Origin of the sequence: Spirillospora sp. NPDC048911 (genome assembly GCF_043198015.1) — a bacterium.
GTDB lineage: Bacteria > Actinomycetota > Actinomycetes > Streptosporangiales > Streptosporangiaceae > Spirillospora.
The window spans coordinates 1,350,121-1,375,761 of the sequence record NZ_JBICUD010000001.1; the positions used below are offsets into that span (position 1 = coordinate 1,350,121).

The following is a 25,641-nucleotide window of genomic DNA, read 5'->3' on the forward strand; positions in this document are numbered from 1 at the left end:
GCGATGCGGCGGTTGCGACGTCGCGTCGCGATCTTCGTTTGAAGCTCTGCCCGCCGGCTCACTTCAACGGGTAGCGCGCTCGCGTGCGTGGCCGGGGAGGTCCTTTCACCTGCGGCTGTTTGTTCTCTGGCAACCCCGGGCGTAACGTCCGTCCGGGGTTAATGTCACAATGACGAGAACAAACCCCTGGAGGAGGGCTCATGATCCCTCGACTGCTCGCCGCCCCCGAGCCGGGCTGGACCGTGACGGCCGACGTCGTCGTGGTCGGCTCCGGCATCGCGGGCCTCGTCACCGCGTTGCGCTGCCGGCCGCACGGAAAGGTTTTGCTCGTCACCAAGGCCCTGCTGGACGAGGGCTCCACCCGCTGGGCGCAGGGCGGCATCGCGGCGGCGCTCGCGCCCGATGACACGCCGGAGGAGCACCTCGCCGACACCCTGACCGCCGGCGTCGGGATCTGCGACGAGGCGGCCGTGCGCACGCTGGTCACCGAGGGCCCCGGGGCCGTCCGGCGGCTCATCGAGCTCGGGACCGAGTTCGACCGCACGGCCGACGGCGACGTCGCCCTCACCCGCGAGGGCGGGCACCACCGGCGCCGCATCGCCCACGCGGGCGGCGACGCCACCGGAGCCGAGATCAGCCGGGCCCTCCTCGCCGCGCTCAAGGAATCGGACATCAGGGTCATCGAGCATGCCCTCGTGCTCGACCTGCTCATCGACGACGCGGGCCGGGCGGCCGGGATCACCCTGCACGTCATGGGCGAGGGGCAGCCCGGCGGGGTCGGTGCCGTGCGCGCACCCTCGGTCGTCCTCGCCACCGGCGGCCTGGGGCAGGTGTTCTCGGCCACCACCAACCCGTCCGTCTCGACCGGCGACGGTGTGGCGCTCGCCCTGCGGGCGGGGGCCGCGGTCACCGATCTGGAGTTCGTGCAGTTCCACCCGACCGTCCTGTGGCTGGGGGACGGCGCGCGCGGGCAGCAGCCGCTGATCTCCGAGGCCGTCCGCGGCGAGGGCGCCTACCTGATCGACCACTCCGGCGAACGGTTCATGGTGGGCCGCCACGAGCTGGCCGACCTCGCCCCGCGTGACGTCGTGGCCAAGGGGATCATGACGCGGATGCACGAGACCGGCGCGTCCCACATGCTCCTGGACGGACGCCACCTCGGCGCTCACACGTGGGAGGAGCGCTTCCCGACGATCCTGGCGGCCTGCCGCCACCACGGCATCGACCCCGTCACGGAGCCGATACCGGTGGTGCCGGCCGCCCACTACGCCAGCGGCGGCATCCGTACGGACCTGACCGGGCGCACCTCGGTGCCGGGCCTGTACGCCTGCGGTGAGGCGGCCTGCACGGGCGTCCACGGCGCCAACCGGCTCGCGTCCAACTCCCTCCTGGAAGGCCTGGTCTTCGCCGAACGAATCGCCGCAACCATCCCCGAAGCTCCCGCCGCGCCACCCACAACGGACAGCCGGAGCGCGCACGCCGCTGTCGCAGCGACCGCCGTCCCGGAGCGCGATCACGCGGGCGATGAGACGGCGCCCAACGTGATCGCCGAGAGCGGCGCAGGCGGGGACGCTGCACGCACCGTGACCACCAAGGGCGGTCGTGCGGACGGTGATGCGGCGCGCGACGTGATCTCCGACGGCGGTGGCGCGGGTACTGGCGCGGCGCCCGGCGGTGTCGCCGAGCACGGTCGCGCTGGGGGTCAAGCGGCGCGTGAGGGTGTTGCCGAAGGCCGTGGCGGGGATGCGGGGCGCAGTGGTGTCGCCGGGCGTGGGGGCGTGGGGGGTGGGCTGCTGGATCCTTCGGCTCGGGGGGAGATTCAGCGGATCATGACCTCGTGCGCCGGGGTGCTGCGGAACGCCGAGGGGCTGGCCGCGGCGGGACGGGAACTCGCCGCGATGGCGGCCGGTGCCTCTCGCGTGGCGCCTTGCGTCGAGGCCTGGGAGGTCACCAACCTGCACACGGTGGCCACGGCGATCGTCGCGGCCGCCCGGCGGCGGGAGGAGACGCGGGGGAGTCACTGGCGCGAGGACTTCCCGGAACGAGACGACGCCGCCTGGCGCGGCCACCTGGTCACCCGTCTGGCCGCCGGAGCGCTGGCCACCACTTACGAGGAGATGTCATGACGCCAGAGTCGCACGGACGCCTGACGGATGCCGGGCTCGATCCACAGGCTGTGGAAAACCTGGTGCGAACGGCGCTCGACGAGGACGGGCCGGTCGACGTCACCAGCGAGCCGATCTTCGCGCCGGAGGACACCGCGAGCGGGGACTTCACCGCGCGCGAGGAAGGGATCGTGGCCGGCGTCCCGGTGGCGGAGGCCGTCTTCGAGCTCCTGGACGTCGCCTACACGGCGAAGGCGTCCGACGGCGACCGCGTCACCGCGGGCCAGGTGCTGATCTCGGTGAGCGGGCCGACGCGCGCCGTGCTCCGGGCCGAGCGGACCGCCCTCAACCTCCTCACCCACCTCTCGGGCATCGCCACCGCCACGGGACGCTGGGTGGACGCCATGGAGGGCACCAAGGCGAAGGTGCGCGACAGCCGCAAGACGCTGCCGGGCATGCGCGCGCTGCAGAAGTACGCGGTGCGCTGCGGCGGCGGGGTCAACCACCGGATGGGCCTGCACGACTCCGCCCTGATCAAGGACAACCACGTCGCGGCCGCGGGTTCGGTCACCGCCGCGTACCAGGCGATCCGCGGCGTCTACCCGTCCCTGCACATCGAGGTCGAGTGCGACACCCTCGCTCAGGTCGAGGAGGCCCTCGCGGTGGGCGCCCGTTCGATCCTGCTCGACAACATGACTCTCGATCAGATGCGCGAAGCGGTGCGTCTGGTGAACGGCCGGGCGGAGCTGGAGGCGAGCGGCGGACTCGCTTTGGACAGGGCCCGAGATGTGGCCGTGACCGGCGTCGACTACCTTGCAGTAGGTGCGCTGACCCACTCGGCGCGCGTGCTCGACATCGGCCTTGACTTCTCCTGACCAGCGGGGACCTGATGCTGCTCACCATCGACGTCGGTAACACCCACACCGTCCTCGGGCTGTTCGAGGGCGAGGAGGTTATCGAACACTGGAGGATCAACACCGATCCGCGCCGGACCGCCGACGAGATCGCCGTCGTCCTCCAGGGCCTCATCCAGCAGAGCCCGCTGCTGGCCGAGTCCGATATCAGCGGCATCGCTCTGTGCTCGACCGTCCCGTCCGTTCTGCACGAGATGCGGGAGATGTGCCGCCGGTACTACGGCGACGTGGCCGCGGTGATCGTCGAGCCCGGGGTCAAGACCGGCGTTCCGGTCCGGATGGACAACCCCAAAGAGGTCGGGGCCGACCGCATCGTCAACGCGCTCGCGGCCGTCCACCTGCACAGCGGCCCGGCGATCGTCGTCGACTTCGGCACCGCCACCACGTTCGACGCCGTCTCCGCCAAGGGCGAGTACGTCGGCGGCGCGATCGCCCCGGGCATCGAGATCTCCATCGACGCGCTGTCCGTGCGCGGCGCGCAACTGCACAAGATCGAGCTCCAGCGTCCCCGGAACGTGATCGCCAAGAACACCGTCGAGGCCCTCCAGTCCGGCATCATCTTCGGCTTCGCCGGGCAGGTCGACGGCATCGTCGAGCGCATGTCCGAAGAGCTGGCCGAGGATCCCGACCAGGTCACGGTCATCGCCACCGGCGGCCTGGCGCCGCTCGTCCTCGACGAGGCCCGCACGATCGACGCCTTCGAGCCCTGGCTGACCCTCGTCGGCCTCCGGCTGATCTACGAGCGCAACACTCCCTGACGTGTAGTGCCTGAGGGCCAATCTGGCGCCCGCGGGTTCCGGGCGGGATTCAAGATCGGCATAGTGGATCACCAAGCTCATGATCCCGATCTCCCCCCAGGAGTCGTTGTGAATATCGCTCAGCGCATGCTCGCCGTGGGCGCGACGGCCGTCGCCGCCGGCATGATGGTCCCCGCCGCGCACGCCGCCGCCCCCCAGGCCGCGACCGGTGCTCAGGCCGCCGTCGGCGCCCAGGCGGCCGACCCCTGCGCCGCCAAGAGCCTGAAGGTCATTCCGGTCCCCAACTCCAAGGACCCCAAGGTCGGCCTCAAGATGCGCCTCGCCAAGGAGCAGGGCGAGGGCGGGATGGACTACTGGGCCGAGTTCGTGGTCACGTACTGCCCGAACAACGTCAACCCCGCGCATCTCAAGGACCCCAAGAAGCCGCTCAGCAAGATGGTCGTCCTGAAGTTCACGATCACCAGCGGGAAGAAGAAGCACTCCGTCACCTGTGACCGCGGCCAGTACTTCTGGCGGCACGCGGCCCACCAGTACAAGGCCAAGAAGCCGAGGCCGCTGACCATGCGCTGCCAGATCGGGCTGCCGAACCACAACGCCAAGTGGAAGGGCGACGCCACGCTCACCTACGACGTCGCCGGCGACAAGAAGGCGCCGTACAAGTTCACGGCCAAGAGCGCCCTCCTCAAGTGATCGGCGGCTCTCGCGGTGATCGCGGACGAGTCGTTCGCGGGCAAGCCGTTCGCGGGGCATCGATCCGGCTCGATAGCCTTGTGCCGTGAGTGACGAGACCTACGACGACCTTCCGGAGCAGATGCGGGTGCGCCGGGAGAAGCTCGACCGGCTCCGCGAGAGCGGTATCGACCCCTATCCGGTGACCTTCCCCCGTACGGCGACGATCGCCGAGGTCCGGGAGAAACACCCGGATCTGGAGCCGGGCACCGAGACGGGCGAGAAGGTCGGCGTCACCGGTCGCGTCATGCTGGTCCGCAACACCGGCAAGCTGTGCTTCGCCACCATCCGCGACGGCAGCGGCGACATCCAGGTGATGTTGTCGCTCGCCAAGGTGGGGCAGGAGGCGCTGGACGCGTGGAAGCGTGACGTCGACCTCGGCGACCATGTCGGCGTCGAGGGCGAGGTCATCACGTCCAGGCGCGGCGAGCTGTCGGTCATGGCCGACTCGTACGCGATCACTTCGAAGTGCCTGCGGCCGCTGCCGGAGAAGCACGCCGGGCTCACCGATCCCGAGGCGCGCGTCCGGCAGCGGTACGTCGACCTGATCGTCAACGACGAGGCCCGCGCGATGGCGCGCATCCGCAGCGCCACCGTGCGGGCGGTCCGCGACTTCTGGCACGACGAGGGCTACCTCGAGGTCGAGACCCCGATGTTGCAGCCGATCCATGGCGGCGCGGCGGCGCGTCCGTTCAAGACGCACATCAACGCATACGACATGGAGCTCTACCTGCGCATCGCGATCGAGCTCTACCTCAAGCGGCTCGTCGTCGGCGGCATCGACAAGGTCTTCGAGATCAACCGGAACTTCCGGAACGAGGGCGCCGACTCGACGCACAACCCCGAGTTCACGATGGTCGAGGCGTACGGCACGTACCTCGACTACAACGACATGGCCGACCTGACCCAGCGGATGTACCAGAACGCGGTCGTCGCCGCACTGGGCACGACGGTCGTCGTTCACGAGGGCCAGGAGATCGAGCTCGGCCTGGCCGAGTGGCCGCGCGTCACCCTCTACGGCTCGGTGTCGGGGGCGCTCGGCGAGGAGGTCACGCCGCACACGCCGATCGAGCAGGTGCGCAAGCTCGCCGACGCGCGCGGCATCTCCTGGGACCCCAAGTGGGGGCAGGGCAAACTCGTCCAGGAGATCTTCGAGGAGCTGGTCGAGCACACGCTCGTGCAGCCCACGTTCGTCATGGACTACCCGGTCGAGACCTCGCCGCTGACGCGCCAGCACCGCGAGGAGCCGCTGCTCACCGAGAAGTGGGACCTGATCGGGTTCGGGACGGAGCTGGGCACCGCCTACTCCGAGCTCGTCGACCCGGTCGAGCAGCGGCGCCGGCTCACCGAGCAGTCGCTGCTCGCGGCGGGCGGCGACCCCGAGGCGATGCAACTGGACGAGGACTTTCTGCGCGCTCTGGAGTACGCCATGCCGCCGACGGGTGGCATGGGCGCCGGCATCGACCGGATGATTATGGCGTTCACCGGCAAGAACATCCGCGAGACGATCCTGTTCCCGCTGGTCAAGCCCGAATAGCGGTCGCCGCTCCGACATTGGGCGGTCAGTGCCTGGGCACCCTCACCGGCAGGGTGTCCAGGCCCCGCAAGACCAGGTTGTTCCGATAGTCGAGCTTGTCGTGGCCAGCGTGACGTCACGTTCGAAACCACGTCGGCCGGACGGGAGCGTTCGGGTCGGCCCGGAACGTCGGATCGAACGGGTCGAACGGATCGGACCCGAGGACGGACTTCACGCGGATTCGCGGATGACCAGCTCGGGAGTGAGAATGACCTGGCGGTGCCGGTGACGTTTCCCTTCCGCGGCCTCGGCGAGCGCCAGCTCCGCGGCCTCGAAGCCGAGCTCCTGGCGCGGCTGGCGGATGGTGGTCAGCGGAACGGCGGCGCTGGTGGCGAGCTCGATGTCGTCGTAACCGACCACGGCGACGTCCTCAGGGACCCGCACCCCGAGCCGCAGCAGCTCGTTGATCAGGCCGATGGCCAGCAGATCGTTGGCGCAGAAGACCCCGTTCGGCATGACCGGCAGGTCCATCAGCCGCTGCGCCGCCGCGCGGCCCTCAGTCGGCGTCAGCGCCTCCTGGATCAGCGTGACCAGCTCGCCACCACCGGCCTTCGCCAGCGTGCGAGCCGCGCCGTTGCGGCGTTCGACACAGGGCAGCGGCTCGGGCAGGCCGGTCACGAACGCCAGCCGCTCGCGCCCGAGGGAGAGCAGATGCCCGGCGGCGATGTCCCCGCCCGCGACATGGTCCACCTGGGCGAAGCACACCTCGGGGGACGAATGATCGAGCAGCACCACGGTCATGCCCGAGGCGCGCAGCCGGTCGATTCCCGCCGGCCCGAGACCGACCGGGATGATCAGCACTCCGGCCGCCCGCTGCTCCTCCAGCAACTCCAGGATGCGGCGCTCCTTCGCCGCCGAATGGTCGCTCGTCAACCACAGCGCGTCATGGCCCGCCTCGTTGAGCGCCATCTCCGCGCCGCGGGCGACATCGGTGGCGTACGGGTTGGTGAGGTCCTCCACGACGATCCCGAACGCGCGGGCGCGCGGGGTGTCGGCCTGACGGAGCCGCCGGGCGGACTCATTGCGGACGAATCCGAGTTCCTCGATCGCCGCACGAACGCGGTCACGGGTGGCTTCGGCCACGAGGTCTGGCCGGTTTAGGACATTCGAAACGGTCCCAACTGAGACGCCGGCACGCCTCGCGACTTCCCGAATACTGGTGGGCGGCAACTCACTCCTCGTCGACCCCGGATCTGTTTTCGCAGGTTATCGAGCTTCCCCCGCGAGCCCCCGTGAGATCCATCACGGATGGTGGCCATACAAGCACACAAAGTGCCCAATCGGCGCTTGACGGGCCGGATCCGGCCGCCTAGCGTTCCGAGCCGAAGCGTAGCTTGAAACGATTCACGATCATCGTTGGCGAACGGGTCGGAGAACCGGACGAGAAAGGGATGGGGCTGACGTGGCTGGCAATCATGACCCGTCCCCGTACGAGACGTTCCCCGCCCACGTCCTCGTGGGTGCGAGTACGTCCGCGTTCGGTTGGCCAACGAGTGAATCGTCACCCGGAGTTCCCGCACGGGGCCCCGCAATCGACCCATCGGCCACCTCCGGCCAAGCATGCGACACAGAAGAGGAAACAGATGATCTAAGTCCGGTTGCTCCGGACCCGGCAACCCAACGCGTACAGATCGAGGCCTACCCGTGCCTGTGCAGCGGACGGCTGCATCCCCGCGGTCATCACCACGGACGAGGGAGGACGGAGTGGAACAGGCCACACTCGCACGTCGTGGCACCGACGATCTGCGACTTAACGAGGAGGAGATCAAGCTGCTCGCGCAGATCGCCAGCGGTGTCACAGCCGATGTGGCGGCACGCAAGCTCGAGCTGAGCGCACGGACGTTGAGGCGGCGTCTGCGCACGATCTGTGATCGGCTCGAAGTCAACACCCCTATCGAGGCCGTGGTGTGGGCGGCCCGAAGGCAACTCATCTGAGCAGTCCGGAAGCGAGAGAAGAACTCCGTCCGTCCCCGCAGCGGCGACGCTGGCGCTCTGACAGGTAGGTCCCTGCAGGCGGCGTCGCCGCGGACGAGGTTCGACTGACAGCGGCGGCCACGGGGGGACGCCGCGCTCCGGCCCCGCTCACCCACGCTCTTCTCGTCCGCGCCTAGGCGCGGACGCGCCCTTAACGTTGCCCACGCAAGTCAAGGCACATGCAGCAGCGCCAGCACGCCCGTCGTCGAGCGCACACGAGGCGTGGCGCCTTCCTTAAGCCTGCCCGTCGCCTGCCACGCGCCTATCCCTACAGCTCGTATTCAGTTGCTGGGCACGTCACGTCCGTGCATCTGCGGTCGACCCGCACCAACGTCGGCCGACTCCGCATGCATCTCGGCCGGACGTTCACTGCCGCCCCACGTTCGTGAGACCGCCATGTGCGCATCGCCGCCGATGTTCGCAAGAACCCCTTGTCGGCAACGCCCACGACGCGGCGCAAGCCGCGCGTCAATGATGCCGCCACGTCCACCGCGCCCGCATGCGTCAATTGACGCAAGTTCTGGAAGCCACCTCACATTGACGCCACACCAAGGTCGCCAGCGCCTTCACGTCCGCCATACATGCATGCCAACCAAAGATTGACACTCAGCCGTGGGCGCACCGCTCGCGCTGGGCTCCGTAAGCCAATGCCTGTGCCGCAGGCAATGCTGCACGGGACAACGCTCGCGTGGCACGGCGCCGCTTGCGCGACAGCGCAACACTTGCGCAGGGCGCTGCGTGCGTGGGCCATCGCTTGTGCTGCAGGGCGCCACTTGCGTCAGGCAATGATTGCGGGTGAGGCAGCGCTCGCGCCGCACAATGCTCACGTGGAGCAACCATCGCGCGAGTAGGCAACGCTCGCGCGGTGGATTGACGCTCGTGTGTGGCGCTGTTTCAGCGTGGCGCCGCATGCTCATGCCGTGGAACAGCGTTGCGCCTCAGCGCAATGCTTCCGTGGAGGAACGCTTGCGGGGGCGTCGCTTGGGGTGGGTCAGGCTACTCGGACTGCGCCGGCGAAGGGGCGGCCTGCCAGGGGGGCGATTTTGACCACGTCGCCGGTCTGGGGGGCATGGAGCATCTTGCCGTCGCCTACGTACATGCCCATGTGGTGCAGGTCGCCGTAGAAGAAGACCAGGTCGCCTGGCTGGAGGTCGTTGCGGGAGATGTGCGTGCCCGCGTTCCACTGGCTGCCGGTGTAGTGGGGGAGGCTGATGCCCACCTGCTTGTACGCCCACATGGTGAGGCCGGAGCAGTCGAAGGTGGTGGGGCCGGCGGCGCCCCAGACGTAGGGGCGGCCGATCTTGCTCATGGCGTAGCGGAGGGCCTGGGCGGCCTTGCCGGTGCCTACGACGGGGAGCTTCGAGAGCTCGGAGGGGTCCTTCTTGACCAGGCGGCCGCGGACCTTCTCGTAGAGAGAGGTGACCTTCTTGCGCTGGCTTTCGAGTTGGGAGCGGAGTTGGGAGACCTGCTTGGCGCGTTGTTCGGCGGCCTTGCGGGCGCGCTGTGCGGCCTGCATGGCCTGCATCAGGCCCTGGACGCGCGTCCCGTCCTGGGTGGCGAAGTAGTGGAGCGTCGCGGCCTGGTCCAGCAGGCGCTGGGGATCCTGGGAGGCGACGAAGGAGACCGTGGGGTCGGCGCCGCCCTGCATGTAGCTGGTGGCGGCCAGGCTGCCGACCTTCTCGCGGACGCCCTCGAGTGACTTCTCCTGGCGCTTGGCGTTGTCGGTGGCGACCTTCGCGGCGCGCTGGGACTGCTGGAGTTTCACCTTGAGGCCGTTGTACTGCTCGGTCAGCTGTTCGAGCTGGTCGGCGAGTTTGTGCGCCTGGCTCCTGAGCTCCTTGGTGGACGGCTCCGGGTCGGCGTGCGCCGGGACCGCGGGAACGGCGACGAGCGCACCGGCTAGGGTCACCGCCCCGACACGGAATCGAGCGCTCCGCGAAAGGCGGGCGATGCGCGAAAAGGATGCAGGGCGCAATGGCTCCACTAATTCTCCTCTCCTCGTCCGCCTACCGAGTTAGCTGACGGGTTCGGGCCGGAGCAGCCCTTCCGCGGTGCGGGTGCGGATTCACCCCAGTCGGTGCCGGTTCGGGGGTGAACCCCCGAACCCACCGAAAGTGGGTCCCCGGCTCCTCGGAACGCTGGTTTGCGGCCCATGGACTCGGCGGTTCGGCCACCGAGACGCGGTGGCCGATGTCAGCGCAGGAGACTAACGGAGTCGGCCTTCGATGCCAACCGAAACATGCGAAATCGCGAGCGCACCTTCCGTCATCACCCGTGCCAGTGTGCTCTACGTCACCTTCGAGGCAGGGGTGTGGTCTCTTTTATCTAGTCACCCACGTTCGCTACCCAGAGTTAGGAGGAATCCACTACATGTAAAGGCCGCGCGTTCGATAATGTCGCCTGTTTGTGGAAGTAGTGATCCGGCGAGCCCGAACCGCCGATGTGCAGGAGATCCGTCGGCTGGTCGACATGTTCTCTGGGTCGGGGCGGCGTCTGCTGAGGAAGACCACGGTCACCCTGTATGAGGACGTGCAGGAGTTCTGGGTCGCGGAGGACCGCCAGGGGGAGCCGCGCATCGTGGGATGCGGTGCGCTGCACGTGATGTGGGAAGACCTGGCTGAAGTGCGTTCGGTCGCGGTGGAGAAGGGACACGGCGGGCGGGGCATCGGGCACCGCATCGTCAGCAAGCTTCTGGAGACCGCGCGGGAACTGGGCGTGGAGAGGGTGTTCTGTCTTACCTTCGAGGTGGACTTCTTCGCGCGCCACGGGTTCCAGCCGATCCTGGGCACCCCGGTCTCTCCCGAGGTGTACGAGGAACTCCTCCGTTCGTACGACGATGGCGTGGCCGAGTTCCTGGACCTTGACCGGGTCAAGCCGAATACGTTGGGAAATACCCGGATGTTGCTTCGCCTGGAGGACTGACCGATGAGTGAATCCCCCCATCGCGGGCGGCCGCCGTACCCGCAGTCGGGCGCTGGACAGCACTGGCAGGGCGGCCAGGCCCCGTCCCAGCAGCACTGGCAGGGTGGTCAGCCCCCGTCCCAGCAGCAGTGGCAGCCGGCGGGCGGCTCCCAGCAGCCGTACTACGACGACACGGCGGAGGCCGCCGAACTGCCGCTGGCGCCGATCATGCGCCGCGCCGGCGCGCGCCTCATCGACTACGTCCTGGTGGCGGTCTTCGGCTTCGCCCTCGTGCTGCCGATCACGCTGGGCGTGATCGGCCTCGATACGCCCGGCGACAAGGCCAACACCGAGGGCGGCATCTGGAACTGGCCGATCTTCTTCACGCTTTTCACGGTCCTGTCGGTGCTGCCCTTCATTTACGAGGCGGTCCAGCTGGTGATGTCGGGGCGGACCCTCGGCAAGCGCGTTCTCGGGCTGGGAGTGGTCCAGGTACGGCCCGCGGGCGAGGCGCTTACGACATACCAAGCGGTTTGGCGAGCGGCCATCAACAACGTCGCGTACCAGATCGGCGTCTTCGTCTTTCTGGCGCTCGCGGTCATGATCTGGGACTACTTCGCCTACGGCATGCTGCTCGTCTGGGCCGGCACCCTGATGGCCTACCTGTGGGCGATCTGGGACCAGCCGTTGCGCCAGTCCCTGCATGACCGCATGGCGGGCACACTCGTCATCGACGAGCGCGGCCAGTACGCGGAATACGACCAGACCGCCGAGTTCGAGGCCTGACGGCGCAGAACGGTGTCCACGTCCGAATCCTCTCCGCCGGATCCCGCGGCACCGGAGACGGCGGATGGCGCCACAGCGTCGCCCTCAGAGCCGTCTGAGGGCACGCCGCGGGACGCTGTGCCCCCAAGGCCTTCAAGGGCCGGACGCGTCGTTTCAGGGCGCCTCCTAGCTGAATACGCGCCCAGGCCCGGTTCGGTTCAATATCCGGCCGGCAGAGCCGGGGACCTTTCGGGCGTTCCTCCGAAGGTCGCGGCGGCCGGTATTGGCGCGGCGGTTTCCCGCGAACGGGCCGCGTCCGTTCCTTCTGGAACGCCTACTGGCAAGGGGCTAACGCCTACTGGCACGGGGCTGGAGCTTGCCGAGCCGGGCCAGAGATTGTTGGCTCGCATCGTCGACACCCTCGTGGTGGGGCTGCCGGTCGCGATGGTCGTTCGGGAGGCTTTGCCCGGGCAGGAGGCGGAGGTCGTCTTGCCGCCCGCCGTCGCCGGCGTCCTCTTTCTTTATGAGTGGCTTCAGCTCGCCGCGTGGGGACGCACGATCGGCAAGCGCTTCGCGGGCATCCAGGTCGTACGAATGAATTCCGGCAAACCGGGCGTGTGGCGAACGTTCCAGCGGTCGGTGGCGTACTCGGCCCCGATCGCGTTGCGCCCGGTGGCGATCCTTGGCGTTCTCGCGGGGCTCTTCTGGGTGGTCAACGCGGCGGCGATGTACGAGGGCGGACAGCGCCAGGCGCTGCATGACCGTCTTGCCGGGACGCTCGTGGTCAAGCGCGCGAAGGGCGCGCGGTCCGGTCGCTGACGTCGACTGGTATGGCGGCACCGTGACGGTGTGACGGTATTGATGAACTTTCCGCTGATATAGGTATGTCGCAGTGGCGCGGCCGCCACGCACACCTGTGCGGATGGCAACGGATTTCGTCGAGCTCGCCAGTAACGGAATCTATCCACATCGTGGTGGACCGGTCCTGATCACCTGTGCGTGACGGCCGGCGGGGTTCATTCGGTCCGGGACGGGGCCGGTTAGTACCGTTACGTGGGGGTTAAACGATGGCCCCGGGATCGGTGTTGCCGTGCCCGTTAAGGTGGCGCCGGGAGTATTTCTCTCCCGGTTGCGCCCTCGCGGGAAAGCCGGTCGTGTGAGAATGCAAGATCGATGGCCCAGGTCAGGGTGCCGACGGTGACCCCCGTCACGCCGAAATCATCCCGACGACCCGTGCCCGGACAATTCATGCGTCGGCGGTCCGGCGCCGCGGGTGTCAGCCACTGCCTATCAGGCGGATGGCTGATTCGGTGACCATGATTACGATGAGTTACCGGCAGGGAAGGAAACTTCATCGCGAGTGTTGAATTGTCATCGGTCGACTTCGCGGTATATCTTTGTCAACCGAATGCACTTTGCTCAAGCTGAAAGGTCTGTCCCCATGGCACAGAAGGTTCAGGTGCTTCTCGTCGACGACCTCGACGGTGGCGAGGCGGACGAGACCGTGGCGTTCTCGCTCGACGGCGCCTCCTACGAGATCGATCTCAGTGGCGCCAACGCAAAGAAGCTGCGGGATTCTCTGCAGCCGTTCGTGGAGAAGTCGCGTAAGGCCGGCACCGTCCGTCGTCGCCGTCCTCGCGGTGCGTCCAGTCGCGAACGGAGTGCCGACATCCGCGCCTGGGCCAAGCAGCGCGGCATCAAGGTCAACGAGCGTGGCCGTATCCCGCAGAACGTGGTCGAGCAGTACGAAGCGGCTCACTGAAAACCCTCGCTTCGGCGGCCCGCCCCGATCCCGGGGCGGGCCGTTCGCTTGTGGCGTAGCGTTCGGTGGGTTGCGCCGTCCGCGATGAGGTAGACAGCCCTCATTCGGCAAATCCGCGCCTGTGCGGCACGAACGACCCCCGTTGCCGTGAACGACCTGCTGAAAAGCCCCGTTCGCTTGCGGCGTAGCGGGAACATGACGCACCGGTGAGGTAGTTGGATGAGGATGAACAGCGCTTAGCTGGGGAACGTCTCCTGGTGGGAGTGCACCGGGTTGGCCTCCTCGGGGCGGGCTAGCATGCGGAAGGACAGGTCCGGACGTTCCGGACTCTGCCCAACCGCTCTGTGAGGAGCGACGAGATGTTCGAGAGGTTTACCGACCGCGCGCGGCGGGTTGTCGTTCTGGCTCAAGAAGAAGCCAGGATGCTCAACCACAACTACATCGGCACCGAGCACATCCTCCTGGGTCTGATCCACGAGGGTGAGGGTGTCGCTGCCAAGGCTTTGGAGAGCCTGGGAATCAGCCTCGAGGCGGTGCGCCAGCAGGTCGAAGAGATCATCGGCCAGGGTCAGCAGGCGCCGTCGGGCCACATCCCGTTCACTCCGCGTGCCAAGAAGGTCCTTGAGCTGTCACTGCGCGAGGCGCTGCAGCTGGGCCACAACTACATCGGCACTGAGCACATCCTGCTGGGGTTGATCCGTGAGGGCGAGGGCGTCGCCGCCCAGGTCCTGGTCAAGCTCGGGGCCGACCTCAACCGGGTTCGCCAGCAGGTCATCCAGTTGCTGCACGGCTACCAGGGCAAGGAACCGGCCGCCTCCGGCGGGCCGACCGAGTCGGCGCCGTCGACCTCCCTTGTGCTGGACCAGTTCGGCCGCAACCTCACCCAGGCCGCACGTGAGGGCAAGCTGGACCCGGTCATCGGCCGGGACAAGGAGATCGAGCGGGTCATGCAGGTGCTGTCCCGCCGCACCAAGAACAACCCCGTCCTGGTCGGCGAGCCGGGCGTCGGCAAGACCGCCGTCGTCGAGGGGCTCGCGCAGAAGATCGTCAAGGGCGAGGTGCCCGAGACGCTCAAGGACAAGCAGCTCTACACGCTCGACCTGGGCGCGCTGGTCGCCGGTTCCCGCTACCGCGGTGACTTCGAGGAACGCCTGAAGAAGGTCCTCAAGGAGATCCGCACCCGCGGCGACATCATCCTGTTCATCGACGAGCTCCACACGCTCGTCGGGGCGGGCGCCGCCGAGGGCGCGATCGACGCCGCCAGCATCCTCAAGCCGATGCTGGCCCGCGGCGAGCTGCAGACCATCGGCGCGACCACGCTGGACGAGTACCGCAAGCACCTGGAGAAGGACGCCGCGCTCGAGCGCCGCTTCCAGCCGATCCAGGTCGCCGAGCCGTCGCTCAGCCACACCATCGAGATCCTCAAGGGCCTGCGCGACCGGTACGAGGCGCACCACCGCGTCTCGATCACCGACAGCGCCCTGGTCGCGGCCGCGCAGCTCGCCGACCGCTACATCAGTGACCGGTTCCTGCCGGACAAGGCGATCGACCTCATCGACGAGGCCGGTTCGCGGATGCGCATCCGCCGGATGACCGCGCCGCCGGACCTGCGCGAGTACGACGAGAAGATCGCCGACGTGCGGCGCGAGAAGGAGTCCGCGATCGACGCGCAGGACTTCGAGAAGGCCGCCGCGCTCCGCGACTCCGAAAAGCAGCTTCTCGCGCAGAAGGCGCAGCGGGAGAAGGAATGGAAGGCCGGCGACATGGACGTCGTCGCCGAGGTGACCGAGGAACTGATCGCCGAAGTCCTCGCCACCGCGACCGGCATTCCGGTCTTCAAGCTCACCGAGGAGGAGACCACGCGTCTGCTCCGTATGGAGGACGAGCTGCACAAGCGGGTCATCGGACAGGAAGACGCCATCAAGGCGCTCTCGCAGTCCATTCGGCGTACCCGCGCCGGGCTGAAGGACCCCAAGCGTCCCGGTGGCTCGTTCATCTTCGCCGGCCCGTCCGGCGTCGGAAAGACCGAGCTCTCCAAGACGCTCGCCGAGTTCCTCTTCGGTGACGAGGACGCGCTCATCCAGCTCGACATGAGCGAGTTCATGGAGAAGCACACCGTCTCGCGTCTGTTCGGCTCTCCGCCCGGATATGTCGGTTACGAGGAGGGCGGCCAGCTCACCGAGAAGGTGCGCCGCAAGCCTTTCTCCGTCGTGCTGTTCGACGAGATCGAGAAGGCCCACCCGGACATCTTCAACTCGCTGCTGCAGATCCTGGAGGACGGTCGCCTGACCGACGCCCAGGGCCGGGTCGTCGACTTCAAGAACACCGTCATCATCATGACGACGAACCTCGGCTCCAAGGACATCTCCAAGGGCGTCTCGATGGGCTTCGCCCGCTCGAACGACGACCAGGGTTCGTACGAGCGCATGAAGGCCAAGGTCTCCGAGGAGCTCAAGCAGCACTTCCGGCCCGAGTTCCTCAACCGTGTCGACGACACGGTGGTCTTCCACCAGCTCACGCCGAAGGAGATCATCGAGATCGTGGATCTCATGATCGCCAAGGTCGACGAGCGGCTGAAGGACCGGGACATGGGCCTGGAGCTCAAGCAGGAGGCCAAGGACCTGCTGGCCGAGCGGGGCTACGACCCCGTCCTGGGCGCCCGGCCGCTGCGCCGGACCATCCAGCGGGAGATCGAGGACAACCTGTCCGAGAAGATCCTCTACAACGAGCTCAAGGCCGGCCAGATCGTGATCGTGGGCACCGAGGGCTCCGGCGAGGAGGCCAAGTTCACGTTCAAGGGCGTGCCGAAGCCGACCGGCGTGCCGGACAGCCCGCCCCCCATCGAGGGCGCGGTCAACTTCAACAAGGACTGACCCGAAGTCCTGAGGCAGGGCCCGTACCGATCCGTTCGGTACGGGCCCTTCCGCGTCCCGCCGGCCTCTGCGCCTTCCTGCCGGTCTGAGACCTTTTGCGGTCAGGGGCGGGCGAGGGGGCGGGAAGGGCGATACGGTCCCTGATCATGATGACTCGATGGGCCGTGGGAGCGGGAATGGTCGCGGTCGCGACCACGGGTGCGGTCCTGGTGGGGCTGAACGCGGGCGGCGCGTCGCCGGGCGCCCATCCGGCCGCGGCGCGGGTCGCCGCGAAACCCAAGCCGCTGGCGGGCAAGGTGGTCGTGATCGACCCGGGCCACAACGGGCTCAACTACAAGTACCCGAAGGTGATCAACCGGAAGGTGCCGGCGGGGCCGAAGAAGAAGGCGTGCGACACGACGGGCACGGCGACCAGCTCCGGGTACGCCGAGCACGCGTACACCTTCGACGTGGCGCAGCGGCTCGCCAAGCTACTGCGCGCGCAGGGAGCGACGGTACGGCTGACACGGCCGAACGACCGGGGCGTGGGCCCGTGCATCAACGAGCGGGCCGCGATCGCCAACCGGCTGCACGCCGACGCGGCGATCTCCATCCACGCCGACGGAGCGCCTGCGTCGCGGCGGGGCTTCCACGTCATCCTGCCTGGATACGTGAAGGGCTACACAGGGCCGATCGTGAAGCCGTCCAAGCGCCTCGGCTACGACGTACGCGCGGCGTTCCACCAGCTGCAGCCGTACGCGAACTACGTCGGCGGTGACGGGCTCGACGTGCGGACGGACCTGGGCGGGCTCAACATGTCGAAGGTGCCCAAGGTCTTCATCGAATGCGGCAACATGCGCAACCGGACCGACGCGACGAGGCTGAAGAGCGCCGCATGGCGTCAGAAGGCTGCACAGCGCCTGGCAGCCGGCATGGGGGTCTACCTGCGCCGCTGAGGTGTTCTGTCGTACACGCGGCCTAGTATTTCGAATATGCGTTCGAGTTTACTGGGCTCAACGAAGACGACTGCCCCTCCACAGCCACCGATCTTCCGGTCCCGGTTACAGGGGGAACTGCTGGCGCGGCTACTCCTCGGGCCGGAACGGGAGATGACCATGCTCGATCTCGCCGTCATGCTCCGCACCGACCTGGGCTCGGTCATGCGCGAAGTCGACGGGCTCGCCCGTGCGGGGCTGCTCGGGCTGCGGCGCACCATGGCCGGACGCATGGTTCGCCGCGACACGAACACGCCCCTGTACGAGCCGCTCGCGCAGCTGCTGATGCTCACGTTCGGGCCGAGGGCGGTCGTCGCCCACGAGTTCGCGCGTCTGCCAGGAGTCGTGGAGGTCCTGCTGTTCGGCGCCTGGGCCGAACGTTACGAGGGGGTCGCGGGTGACCCGCCTGGGGACGTGGAGGTCCTGGTGATCGGAGAGCTCTCCCACGCGCGTGCCTTCGACGCCGCACAGGAGGCCGCCGCGCGACTCGGCCTGCCCGTCCACCCCGTCGTCCGTTCAGCCCGATCCTGGCAGGACGACGACGACCCGTTCCTCCGCGAGATCCGCGCCGGTGTCCTCCACCGAGTCAATCGGTAGCCGCGCGGCGCCCCGCAGCCGCTCCGCCCGGCAAATGTGATCACGGTGTGGCCGTCGTCATGATGTGGACATGCTCGTGGGCGCGGAGGTGGTCATGCTCATGGCGTAGGCGTGGTCATGCCTGGAGCGGACCGGCGAGCCAGGCGTCGATCTCGGTGTACAGGCGTGCCTTCAGCGCGGCCGGGGCGAACGAGGCGTCGACGCCCGCGCGGGCGAGGTCGGCCAGCATCTCGTCGTCATAGCCGAACGTGTCGCGGATCCGGGCGTACTCGCCGGCCAACGGGGTGCCGATCATGACGGGGATGTCGGTGTTGATCGTCACCTTCAGCCCCGCCTCCAGCAGCCGGGGAAGCGGGTGCTCCGCCAACGACGGCGCGAAGCCGAGCGCCACGTTCGACGACGGGCAGACCTCCAGCGGGATCCCTCGGTCGCGGACCTCGGCGACCAGGTCCGGGTCGTCCAGCACGCGCACCCCGTGCCCGAGCCGCTCCGTCCGTCCCGATGTGATCGCCTGGCGGATGCTCGCGGCACCCTCCGCCTCGCCCGCGTGGTGGACGACGTGCAGGCCCGTGTCCCTGGCCGCCGCGAAGACCTCGACGAACGGATCGCCCGGGAACGCCTCGTCCCCGGCAAGCCCGACCGCCACGACCTCCTTGTACTTCTTGGCCAGCTCAAGCGTCCGCCACGCGCGCTCGACCGACCGCCGCCGGGAGTGGTCGAGCAGCAGGCGGACCTCGATGCCGAAGTCCCGGCGCCCCTCCGCGAGGCCTTCCAGCACCGCCACCAGAGGCATGTCCATGTCCCCGAGGCGCTCGCCGTGGGCCGCCGCCGTGAACGACAGCTCGGCATAGCGGGTGCCCTGCGCGGCCTCGTCGCGGCAGTACTCGTACGCGACCCGCCGGAAATCGTCCGCCGTCAGCAGGCAGTTCCGGACCAGATCGTTCTGGACGAAGAAATCGGCGAACCCGCCGAAGACATAACCCTCACGAAGGTGCTCGGGGATCTCGATCCCGTTCGCCTTCCCGATCTCCCGGAGCGTCGGCCAGCCGACCGTGCTCTCAAGGTGAACGTGCAGGTGGGCCTTGGGCAGCAGCGAAAGATCACGCACCGCCACACCGTATGACCTGGGAAGGGTCCCGAGCCAGGCAATTATCCCGCGCACAAGGCGCCCATCCCGCGCCCGGGGCGCCCATCCCGCGCCCGGGGCGCCGATCCCGCGCCCGGGGCGTCCATCCTGTGGCCAGGGCATCCTTTCCGCAGCCAGGGCGCCTCGGGCCCGCGGCGAAAACCGTTGGACGGCGGACATCCGAAGCCCGCATCCTGCCCAGGATGGGAAAGATGGACGCGATCGCGGCGCGCGTCGCCGGCGGCGCCACCGTGCGGTTCCGCCCGACGGGTTCCTCGATGGTGCCGCTGATCCGGAGCCGTGACCTCGTCACGGTCGCCCCCGTGGATCCCGCCAAGCTCGAAGTCGGCGACATCGTTCTCGCCAAGGTCGCCGGAACGGTCTACCTGCACCTGGTCTCCGCACTCGACCCCGCCCGCGGACGGGTGCAGATCAGCAACAACCGCGGCCGCGTCAACGGCTGGACGCACCACGACCGTGTCTACGGCATCTGCCTCTCCGTCGAGGACAGCCCTCGGCCCCGGGCGCAGGACAAGGCCGTCAGCTCGGAAGGGCGTAGCGACCGTCCTCCAGAGGATCCACCAGACCATCCACGATGAGCGTGTCGAGGGCCCGTTCACGCTGCAGGTCGTCGGACCAGACGATGTCCAGCGCGGGCTTCTCCACGGGGCCCTCGGCCTGGCGGAGGACGGCGAGCAGGCGGCCCCGGCATTGACGGTCGGTGCCCGCGTAGGTTTGCCCGCGGCGAGGTGGGCCGTCGTACGCAGGGCGCCCGTTGAGATGCCAGGTGCATTTGTCCAGCACGGGGCAGTCGACGCAACGCGGCGTGCGCGCCGTGCAGACAAGGGCGCCGAGCTCCATCACGGCGACCGCCCAGCGCGCCGCGGTGGGCGGATCGTCGGGGAGGAGCGCCTCGGCCTGGGCCACCTCGGCCTTGGTCTGCGACTTGGGCGGGTATTCGTCGCCAGAAAGCAGGCGCGCGAAGACGCGGCGGACGTTGGTGTCAAGGACGGCATGGCGTTGGCGGAACGCGAAGCTGGCGACGGCGGCGGCCGTGTAGGACCCGATGCCCGGGAGGGCCAGCAGGTCGTCGTGCGATGACGGAACCTCGCCGCCATGGCGTTCCACGATCGCCTGAGCGCTGCCGTGCAGACGCAGAGCGCGCCGCGGGTACCCGAGCCGGCCCCATGCCCGAACCGCCTCGCCGGAGGGTTCGGCGGCCAGGGAGGCCGGGGTGGGCCAGCGGGCCATCCACTCGTGCCAGACGGGCAGCACGCGGTTGACCGGAGTCTGCTGGAGCATGATCTCGCTGACCAGGACGCCCCAGGGGGTGGCGTCGGGGGCACGCCAGGGCAGATCCCGGGCGTTCGCCTCATACCAGGCGAGGATCGGGCCGGCGTACCCGCCGTCGGATGCAAGGAAACCTGTGTCCATCACGAGTGAACCTATAGGGCCCGGCGGGTCGCCACGCCAATGAAGATCGAACTCAGCATACTGCGTGTATGGGTACGGACACCGGGAGTGATCCGGAGGGTCTGGGGCTGGACCAGTACTGGCGGCGGCGGGTCATCGCGCTCGGCGGGATGGTCGGCGTCGTGGGCTTCTTCGTCTGGGCGTGCGCCGGCGGCGGGGGCGAGCGGAAGCAGCCGCTGAAGAACGCGGCCGTCGCGAGCCCGTCGGTGAGCGGCGCGTCGCCGAGCATTCCCGTGGCGACCCCCACGGTCACCGTGACGGCACAGGCCACGCCCTCGCCCGCCAAGGAGGACGGCGACGCCTGCGAGCGGGACAACGTCGTCATCGACATGACCTCGACGCGCGAGACGTTCGCCAAGGACGAGATGCCGCAGTTCCGGCTGACGGTCGTCAACACGGGCGAGTACGCCTGCACGTTCGACGTGGGCTCCAGGTCGCTGAACGTGCGCGTCACGTCAGGTGCGGCCCGCGTCTGGTCGGCGTCCGGCTGCGACCAGGGGACGGGCTCGTCGATCCAGATGCTGCGCCGCGGCATCCCGTACGTGGGCACCGTGACCTGGGACCGCAAGCTCACCTCCGGCCAGTGCCGGGGCGACCGAGAGCCCGCCCGTCCCGGCACCTATGTCGCCGCCGTCAAGGCCGACAAGATCAAGGTCAGAAAGCAGATCTTCCGCCTCCGCTGACCCGATCCACCCGCACGCCGCAATGCCGCCCGGCCCGACGTGGTGCCGTCTGGCGTGGCGTGGGTGCCGCCCGGCGCGACGCCGCGCCGCGCGCTGCGACGCCGCGCCGCGCGCTGCGACGCCGCGCCGCGCGCTGCGACGCCGCGCCGCGCGCTGCGACGCCGCGCCGCGCGCTGCGACGCGGTGCCGCGATGCGACACGCGACGCGTGGTGCCGCTATGCGACCGCGACGTGGTGCGCCGCGCCGCTGCGTGGTGCACTGCGGTGCGGTCGGCGTGGGTGGATCCTTCAGACGTAGCGTTCCAGGATGGATGACTCGGCTAGGCGGGACAGGCCCTCGCGGACGCTGCGCGCTCGCGACTCGCCGACGCCGCCGACGGCTTGGAGGTCGTCGATGCTCGCGGCCAGGAGCTTCTGCAGGCCGCCGAAGTGCTCGACGAGGCGTTCGACGACCAGACCGGGCAGGCGGGGCACCTTGGCCAGCAGGCGGTAGCCCTTGGGGCTCACCGGCAGGTCGAGGGCGTCCGACCCGGCGAAGCCCATCACCTCGGCGACCGTGGACAGGTCGAGGAGCTCGTTGGCCGACAGCCCGTCCAGCGCGCCCAGGGTGTCGGAGACCGTGCGGGTGCGGGCGTCCGGCGGCGGGTAGTCGCGGACGATCAGCTCGCGGTCGACGTCGACGCCGGACACCAGCTCGTCGAGCTGGAGTGAGAGCAGCCGGCCGTCGGTGCCGAGCTCGACGACGTAGCCCTCGATCTCGTCGGCGATGCGGCGGACCATCTCCAGGCGCTGCACGACCGCGCTGACGTCGCGGACGGTGACCAGGTCCTCGATCTCCAGCGCGGAGAGGGTGCCCGACACCTCGTCGAGGCGGAGCTTGTAGCGCTCGAGGGTGGCCAGGGCCTGGTTGGCCTTGGACAGGATCGCCGCGGAGTCTTCGAGGACGTAGCGGATGCCGTCGAGGTAGAGCGCGATGATGTGCATCGACTGGCTGACCGAGATCACCGGATGCCGGGTCTGGCGGGCGACCCGTTCGGCCGTGCGGTGCCGGGTACCCGACTCTTCGGTCGGGATGGTGGAGTCGGGCACGAGATGCACCGCGGCGCGGACGATGCGGTTGCGGGTGCTGTCGAGCACGATCGCGCCGTCCATCTTGGCCAGCTCGCGCAGGCGGGTCGCGGAGAACTCGACGTCGAGCTCGAAGCCGCCGCTGCACAGCTCCTCGACGAGCGGGTCGTGGCCGAGGACGATCAGAGCGCCGGTGTGGCCCCGCAGGATGCGCTCCAGGCCGTCGCGGATCGACGTGCCCGGGGCCACCGCGGCGAGTGTCGCGCGGCGTCGTTCGTCATGACCCTTGTCGTATGTTGGCACCTGGCCCCCGGAGGTCGCTGGACGGCGTCAGTTTACCGAGGAGCTCCGAGCGCCGGTTCCTCCCCTGGTAGCAAGCGTGCTGCCTGTGGCGTAATACTCTGGCGTGACTCTTGTTATGTGGCCGTAAAGCCCCTTGTCAGGGGGGTTTCGTGGCCGAATGGGGCCACCGGGGTTCGTTCAGGGAGCCGTGAAGGCCACCCGCAGCGCCTGCCGGAGGTCGTCGACCTCCATCACCTGCATGCCCTCATGGCTGGTGAGCTGCGGATCGGCCTTCTTCAGCGGTGAGCCGTCGCCCAGCGAGAGCGCGCCGCGCGGCACGATCGCGTGCTTGAATCCGAGACGCGCCGCCTCGGCCAGGCGGCGCTGCACGCCCGGGACGACGCGCACCTCACCGGCCAGGCCGACCTCGCCCAGCCCGATCAGCGTGCTGGACAGCGCCTGGTCGGCGGTGGAGCCCGCGACGGCGAGCGCCAGCGCCAGGTCGACCGACGTCTCGCTCAGCCGGACGCCGCCGACCGTGGAGACGTAGACGTCCTGCTCGTGCATGGGGATCTTGCAGCGCTGGGCGAGGACCGCCAGCACCATCGCGACCCGCGAGGTGTCGAGCCCGGACGTGGCGCGGCGCGGCGCCGGCAGCTGCGACTTGGCGACCAGGGCCTGGACCTCGGCGACCAGCGGGCGGCGGCCCTCCAGCGTGACCGTGACGCAGGTGCCCGGCACCGGCTCCTCGCGGCGCGTGAGGAACAGCCCGCTCGGGTCGGGCAGCCCGACGATGCCCACCTCGGACAGGTCGAAGCAGCCGAGCTCGTCGGTGGGGCCGTACCGGTTCTTGACGGCGCGGATCATGCGGAGCCGGCTGTGGCGGTCGCCCTCGAAGTAGAGCACCACGTCGACGAGGTGTTCGAGGAGGCGCGGGCCGGCGATCGCGCCCTCCTTGGTGACGTGGCCGACGAGGACCACGGTGATGCCGCGTTCCTTGGCGACCCGGATCAGGTTGGCGGTGACCTCGCGGATCTGGGTGACGCCGCCGGGCGCGCCGTCGACCTCGGAGGTGCCGATGGTCTGGATCGAGTCGACCACCATCAGCTTGGGCTCGACCGCGTCGACGTGCCCCAGCACGGCCGACAGCTCGGTCTCGGCGGCGAGGTAGAGGTCGTCGGTGACCGCGCCCACCCGGTCGGCCCGGAGCCGCACCTGTTCGGCCGACTCCTCGCCCGTCACGTACAGGACGGGGGTACGGCCGGCGGCCTCCGCCCCGTTGGCGCGCGCTCCGGGCTCGCGCCGCAGCGGGATGGGAGCGACGGAGGGTTGCGAGGCCAGCGCCGCGACCTCCAGCAGCAGCGTCGACTTGCCGATGCCCGGCTCGCCGGCCAGCAGCACGACGGCGCCGGGTACCAGGCCGCCGCCCAGCACCCGGTCGAGCTCGTCCAGACCGGTCGGCCTGGACTGCGCGGAACGCACGTCGACCTCGCCGATCGGCCTCGCCGGGGAGCTGACCGGACCCGCCGAGACCACCCGCGTGGGGGTCGCCGAACCGGCCTCGGTGACCGTGCCCCACGCCTGGCACTCGCCGCAGCGGCCGACCCATTTGGAGGTCTGCCAGCCGCACTCAGAACACCGGTACGAGGCCTTAGCCGTCTTCGCCTTCGCCATGGAGAGAAACAGTAGAGGTCCCCAGTGACACAACGTGCCCGCCGCACCACCCACCCCCCAGAACCGCGAACAACGGCATCCCGAGCAGCGGCATGAACGGCCGCGCATGGACGGCGGCCGCATAAAACGACTGCGGCATGGACGGCTGCGTGGAGCGGCGGAGACGGTCGCCGAATGGACGGCGATGGCGTCGACGGCGGCAGCGGCATGGATGGCGGCGGCATGGACGGCCGAAGTATGGAAGACCGCGGCATTGGGCGGGGGCGGTGGGGGCTGAGGTGGTGGTTAGGCGGCTATCGACTTTTTGGCGCGTTCGACTAGGTCGCCTAGGTGGTCGGAGACGAGGCTGGGGCGCTCCAGCATCGCCATGTGGCCCGCGGTCGGGATGACCTCCAGCCGGGCGGAGTCGACGCAGGCGGCGATCTTGAGGCTGTGCTCGATCGGGGTGAGCAGGTCGTTCTCGGCGCCGAGCACCAGGGTGTCGACCTTGCCTAGCTCCGCGCACTCGCTGATCACGTCGTAGGAGATCATCGAGTGGAAGAAGTCGACGAGCGCGTCCAGCCGGGTGTCGGCCAGCATCTCCTCGGTGAACGCGACCGCCGCCGGGCTGGCGCCGGGCCCGAAGACGAACTGGTCGAGGAAGAGGAGCGTGCCGTCCCGGCCCAGGTGACGGACCTTCTCGATGACGCCCGAGCCCGCTCCGAGCGTTCGCAACGCCCGCGGCAGCACGCGCTGGGTCGACCGCGCGAGGAGCGCGGGCAGGCCGAGGGTGACTTCGCCGAGACCGCCGGAGGAGGTGTTGAGCAGGCCGACCGCCTGCACCTTGCGTCCGAGCTCGTCGGGGAAGGCGTCGGCGTAGCGCTGGATCGTCATGCCGCCCATCGAGTGGCCGACCAGCACCACGGGCGTCTCGGCGGGCACGGTCTGCTCGATGACGGCGGCCAGGTCGTGGGCCAGCTGGGCGAGGTCGTTCTCGGTACGGTCGCCGCCGTCGGAACGGCCGTGGCCACGCTGGTCCCAGAAGACGAGACGGCCGAGGCCGCGCAGGGCCTTGCGTTGGAAGTGCCAGGAGTCTTGGGTGAGCGTCCAGCCGTGGCAGAAGACGACCGCGAGGTCGGTGCGGTCGTCGCCGTCGATCTCCGCGTACAGCCGGGTGCCGTCCATGGCGCGCACCGGCACCGGGCGGCCGCGCAGGGAACCGAACGGCTCGCCCGCGTGCGCGTCGGGGCGCAGCCGCAGGCGCCGCACGGCCCGGCGCTGCCCGGCGAGCCCGAGGCCCGCGGCACCGGCGCCGAGCGCGGTGGTGGCGAGGATGGCGCTGCTCGTCCTGGCGGCACGGCCCATGGTCCCGACCTCCTGAGGGGGCACGATCGTCGGAGACGCCATTGTTGTACGGCGAGTCAGTAG

Annotated in this window: 23 protein-coding genes, 1 pseudogene and 1 riboswitch; of the genes and pseudogenes, 17 read left to right on the top strand and 7 right to left on the bottom strand. The window is 69.2% G+C overall.

The features are described from left to right. Nucleotides 1-200: 200 nt before the first annotated feature. The 6 genes and pseudogenes from ACGFNU_RS06180 to lysX form a co-directional block, all read left to right on the top strand. Nucleotides 201-1,520 (top strand): annotated as a pseudogene (locus ACGFNU_RS06180) (L-aspartate oxidase); the annotation flags it as partial. A gap of 258 nt (nt 1,521-1,778) precedes the next feature. Further along, the gene (locus ACGFNU_RS06185; protein ID WP_392591021.1) at nt 1,779-2,126 is read left to right on the top strand and encodes a hypothetical protein; all 348 of its coding nucleotides are present in this window, start codon (nt 1,779-1,781) and stop codon (nt 2,124-2,126) included. After that, nucleotides 2,123-2,980, top strand: a complete 858-nt coding sequence (gene nadC / locus ACGFNU_RS06190) for a carboxylating nicotinate-nucleotide diphosphorylase (RefSeq protein ID WP_392590640.1) — start codon at nt 2,123-2,125, stop codon at nt 2,978-2,980. Before ACGFNU_RS06185 ends, nadC begins: the two co-directional genes overlap by 4 nt. Nucleotides 2,981-2,994: 14 nt before the next feature. Next, nucleotides 2,995-3,777 carry a type III pantothenate kinase gene (locus ACGFNU_RS06195; RefSeq protein ID WP_392590641.1) on the top strand — a complete coding sequence of 261 codons (783 nt, stop codon included), beginning with the start codon at nt 2,995-2,997 and terminating at the stop codon, nt 3,775-3,777. Nucleotides 3,778-3,885: 108 nt separating this feature from the next. Then, entirely contained in the window at nt 3,886-4,467 is a 582-nt protein-coding gene (locus tag ACGFNU_RS06200) for a hypothetical protein (RefSeq protein WP_392590643.1), read from the top strand. An 85-nt stretch (nt 4,468-4,552) separates the two neighbouring features. Continuing rightward, nucleotides 4,553-6,043: a bifunctional lysylphosphatidylglycerol synthetase/lysine--tRNA ligase LysX gene (gene lysX, locus ACGFNU_RS06205; protein ID WP_392590645.1), complete on the top strand. Its 1,491-nt coding sequence runs from the start codon at nt 4,553-4,555 to the stop codon at nt 6,041-6,043. Between the two features lie 210 nt (nt 6,044-6,253). Here lysX and ACGFNU_RS06210 read toward each other — a convergent pair whose 3' ends face one another. Beyond that, nucleotides 6,254-7,252 (bottom strand): LacI family DNA-binding transcriptional regulator, encoded by a 999-nt coding sequence (locus ACGFNU_RS06210; RefSeq protein ID WP_392590647.1) that lies wholly within the window; start codon nt 7,250-7,252, stop codon nt 6,254-6,256. Between the two features lie 534 nt (nt 7,253-7,786). On the opposite strand from ACGFNU_RS06210, the gene ACGFNU_RS06215 reads away from it, so the two are divergent. After that, nucleotides 7,787-8,017 carry a LuxR family transcriptional regulator gene (locus tag ACGFNU_RS06215; RefSeq protein WP_151559203.1) on the top strand — a complete coding sequence of 77 codons (231 nt, stop codon included), beginning with the start codon at nt 7,787-7,789 and terminating at the stop codon, nt 8,015-8,017. 1,030 nt (nt 8,018-9,047) lie between these two features. On the opposite strand, the gene ACGFNU_RS06220 is transcribed toward ACGFNU_RS06215, so the two are convergent. Further along, nucleotides 9,048-9,965 carry an NlpC/P60 family protein gene (locus tag ACGFNU_RS06220; RefSeq protein ID WP_392590649.1) on the bottom strand — a complete coding sequence of 306 codons (918 nt, stop codon included), beginning with the start codon at nt 9,963-9,965 and terminating at the stop codon, nt 9,048-9,050. A 78-nt stretch (nt 9,966-10,043) separates the two neighbouring features. Next, a riboswitch (cyclic di-AMP (ydaO/yuaA leader) is annotated at nt 10,044-10,230 on the bottom strand. Nucleotides 10,231-10,462: 232 nt separating this feature from the next. Here ACGFNU_RS06220 and ACGFNU_RS06225 point away from each other — a divergent pair. From ACGFNU_RS06225 to ACGFNU_RS06255, 7 genes are all read left to right on the top strand, one after another. Next, nucleotides 10,463-10,978: an amino-acid N-acetyltransferase gene (locus ACGFNU_RS06225; protein WP_392590651.1), complete on the top strand. Its 516-nt coding sequence runs from the start codon at nt 10,463-10,465 to the stop codon at nt 10,976-10,978. Between the two features lie 3 nt (nt 10,979-10,981). Further along, nucleotides 10,982-11,743, top strand: a complete 762-nt coding sequence (locus tag ACGFNU_RS06230; protein WP_392590653.1) for an RDD family protein — start codon at nt 10,982-10,984, stop codon at nt 11,741-11,743. A 348-nt stretch (nt 11,744-12,091) separates the two neighbouring features. Further along, the gene (locus ACGFNU_RS06235; RefSeq protein ID WP_392591023.1) at nt 12,092-12,541 is read left to right on the top strand and encodes an RDD family protein; all 450 of its coding nucleotides are present in this window, start codon (nt 12,092-12,094) and stop codon (nt 12,539-12,541) included. A gap of 622 nt (nt 12,542-13,163) precedes the next feature. Further along, a complete protein-coding gene (locus ACGFNU_RS06240) occupies nt 13,164-13,484 on the top strand; it encodes an Lsr2 family protein (protein WP_392590654.1) in 321 nt (106 codons plus the stop codon). A 359-nt stretch (nt 13,485-13,843) separates the two neighbouring features. Then, nucleotides 13,844-16,357 (top strand): ATP-dependent Clp protease ATP-binding subunit, encoded by a 2,514-nt coding sequence (locus tag ACGFNU_RS06245; protein ID WP_392590655.1) that lies wholly within the window; start codon nt 13,844-13,846, stop codon nt 16,355-16,357. Nucleotides 16,358-16,503: 146 nt separating this feature from the next. Continuing rightward, nucleotides 16,504-17,292, top strand: coding sequence for an N-acetylmuramoyl-L-alanine amidase (locus ACGFNU_RS06250; RefSeq protein WP_392590657.1), 789 nt, complete (start codon nt 16,504-16,506; stop codon nt 17,290-17,292). A gap of 153 nt (nt 17,293-17,445) precedes the next feature. Next, complete coding sequence (locus ACGFNU_RS06255; protein ID WP_392590659.1) at nt 17,446-17,928, top strand: hypothetical protein; 483 nt, start codon at nt 17,446-17,448, stop codon at nt 17,926-17,928. Nucleotides 17,929-18,043: 115 nt separating this feature from the next. Here the strand turns inward: ACGFNU_RS06255 and add are convergent, their stop codons facing one another. Further along, nucleotides 18,044-19,036 carry an adenosine deaminase gene (gene add, locus ACGFNU_RS06260; protein ID WP_392590660.1) on the bottom strand — a complete coding sequence of 331 codons (993 nt, stop codon included), beginning with the start codon at nt 19,034-19,036 and terminating at the stop codon, nt 18,044-18,046. 221 nt (nt 19,037-19,257) lie between these two features. Here add and ACGFNU_RS06265 point away from each other — a divergent pair, with 221 nt between their 5' ends. Further along, on the top strand, nt 19,258-19,653 hold the full coding sequence (locus ACGFNU_RS06265; RefSeq protein ID WP_392590662.1) for a hypothetical protein: 396 nt from the start codon (nt 19,258-19,260) through the stop codon (nt 19,651-19,653). Here ACGFNU_RS06265 and ACGFNU_RS06270 read toward each other — a convergent pair. Further along, on the bottom strand, nt 19,595-20,488 hold the full coding sequence (locus ACGFNU_RS06270; protein WP_392590663.1) for an A/G-specific adenine glycosylase: 894 nt from the start codon (nt 20,486-20,488) through the stop codon (nt 19,595-19,597). The two genes, ACGFNU_RS06265 and ACGFNU_RS06270, sit on opposite strands and share 59 nt — an antisense overlap. A gap of 68 nt (nt 20,489-20,556) precedes the next feature. Here ACGFNU_RS06270 and ACGFNU_RS06275 point away from each other — a divergent pair, with 68 nt between their 5' ends. Beyond that, on the top strand, nt 20,557-21,210 hold the full coding sequence (locus ACGFNU_RS06275) for a hypothetical protein (protein ID WP_392590665.1): 654 nt from the start codon (nt 20,557-20,559) through the stop codon (nt 21,208-21,210). 288 nt (nt 21,211-21,498) lie between these two features. On the opposite strand, the gene disA is transcribed toward ACGFNU_RS06275, so the two are convergent. Together disA and radA are read right to left on the bottom strand one after the other, a co-directional pair. Beyond that, a complete protein-coding gene (gene disA, locus ACGFNU_RS06280; protein ID WP_392590666.1) occupies nt 21,499-22,581 on the bottom strand; it encodes a DNA integrity scanning diadenylate cyclase DisA in 1,083 nt (360 codons plus the stop codon). Nucleotides 22,582-22,758: 177 nt separating this feature from the next. Beyond that, the gene (radA, locus tag ACGFNU_RS06285) at nt 22,759-24,234 is read right to left on the bottom strand and encodes a DNA repair protein RadA (RefSeq protein WP_392590668.1); all 1,476 of its coding nucleotides are present in this window, start codon (nt 24,232-24,234) and stop codon (nt 22,759-22,761) included. A gap of 34 nt (nt 24,235-24,268) precedes the next feature. Here radA and ACGFNU_RS06290 point away from each other — a divergent pair, with 34 nt between their 5' ends. Beyond that, a complete protein-coding gene (locus ACGFNU_RS06290; RefSeq protein WP_392590669.1) occupies nt 24,269-24,511 on the top strand; it encodes a hypothetical protein in 243 nt (80 codons plus the stop codon). Nucleotides 24,512-24,519: 8 nt separating this feature from the next. On the opposite strand, the gene ACGFNU_RS06295 is transcribed toward ACGFNU_RS06290, so the two are convergent. Then, nucleotides 24,520-25,620, bottom strand: coding sequence for an alpha/beta fold hydrolase (locus tag ACGFNU_RS06295; protein WP_392590670.1), 1,101 nt, complete (start codon nt 25,618-25,620; stop codon nt 24,520-24,522). Nucleotides 25,621-25,641: the final 21 nt, after the last annotated feature.

Bases quoted from the DNA above. Each gene is read 5' to 3' on its own strand.
- ACGFNU_RS06230 (WP_392590653.1), top strand. From the start codon at position 10,982: ATGAGTGAATCCCCCCATCGCGGGCGGCCGCCGTACCCGCAGTCGGGC.
- radA (WP_392590668.1), bottom strand. From the start codon at position 24,234: ATGGCGAAGGCGAAGACGGCTAAGGCCTCGTACCGGTGTTCTGAGTGC.
- ACGFNU_RS06250 (WP_392590657.1), top strand. From the start codon at position 16,504: ATGATGACTCGATGGGCCGTGGGAGCGGGAATGGTCGCGGTCGCGACC.
- ACGFNU_RS06255 (WP_392590659.1), top strand. From the start codon at position 17,446: ATGACCATGCTCGATCTCGCCGTCATGCTCCGCACCGACCTGGGCTCG.
- ACGFNU_RS06275 (WP_392590665.1), top strand. From the start codon at position 20,557: ATGGGTACGGACACCGGGAGTGATCCGGAGGGTCTGGGGCTGGACCAG.
- ACGFNU_RS06245 (WP_392590655.1), top strand. From the start codon at position 13,844: ATGTTCGAGAGGTTTACCGACCGCGCGCGGCGGGTTGTCGTTCTGGCT.
- ACGFNU_RS06195 (WP_392590641.1), top strand. From the start codon at position 2,995: ATGCTGCTCACCATCGACGTCGGTAACACCCACACCGTCCTCGGGCTG.
- ACGFNU_RS06265 (WP_392590662.1), top strand. From the start codon at position 19,258: ATGGGAAAGATGGACGCGATCGCGGCGCGCGTCGCCGGCGGCGCCACC.
- ACGFNU_RS06240 (WP_392590654.1), top strand. From the start codon at position 13,164: ATGGCACAGAAGGTTCAGGTGCTTCTCGTCGACGACCTCGACGGTGGC.
- nadC (WP_392590640.1), top strand. From the start codon at position 2,123: ATGACGCCAGAGTCGCACGGACGCCTGACGGATGCCGGGCTCGATCCA.
- ACGFNU_RS06295 (WP_392590670.1), bottom strand. From the start codon at position 25,620: ATGGCGTCTCCGACGATCGTGCCCCCTCAGGAGGTCGGGACCATGGGC.
- ACGFNU_RS06270 (WP_392590663.1), bottom strand. From the start codon at position 20,488: ATGGACACAGGTTTCCTTGCATCCGACGGCGGGTACGCCGGCCCGATC.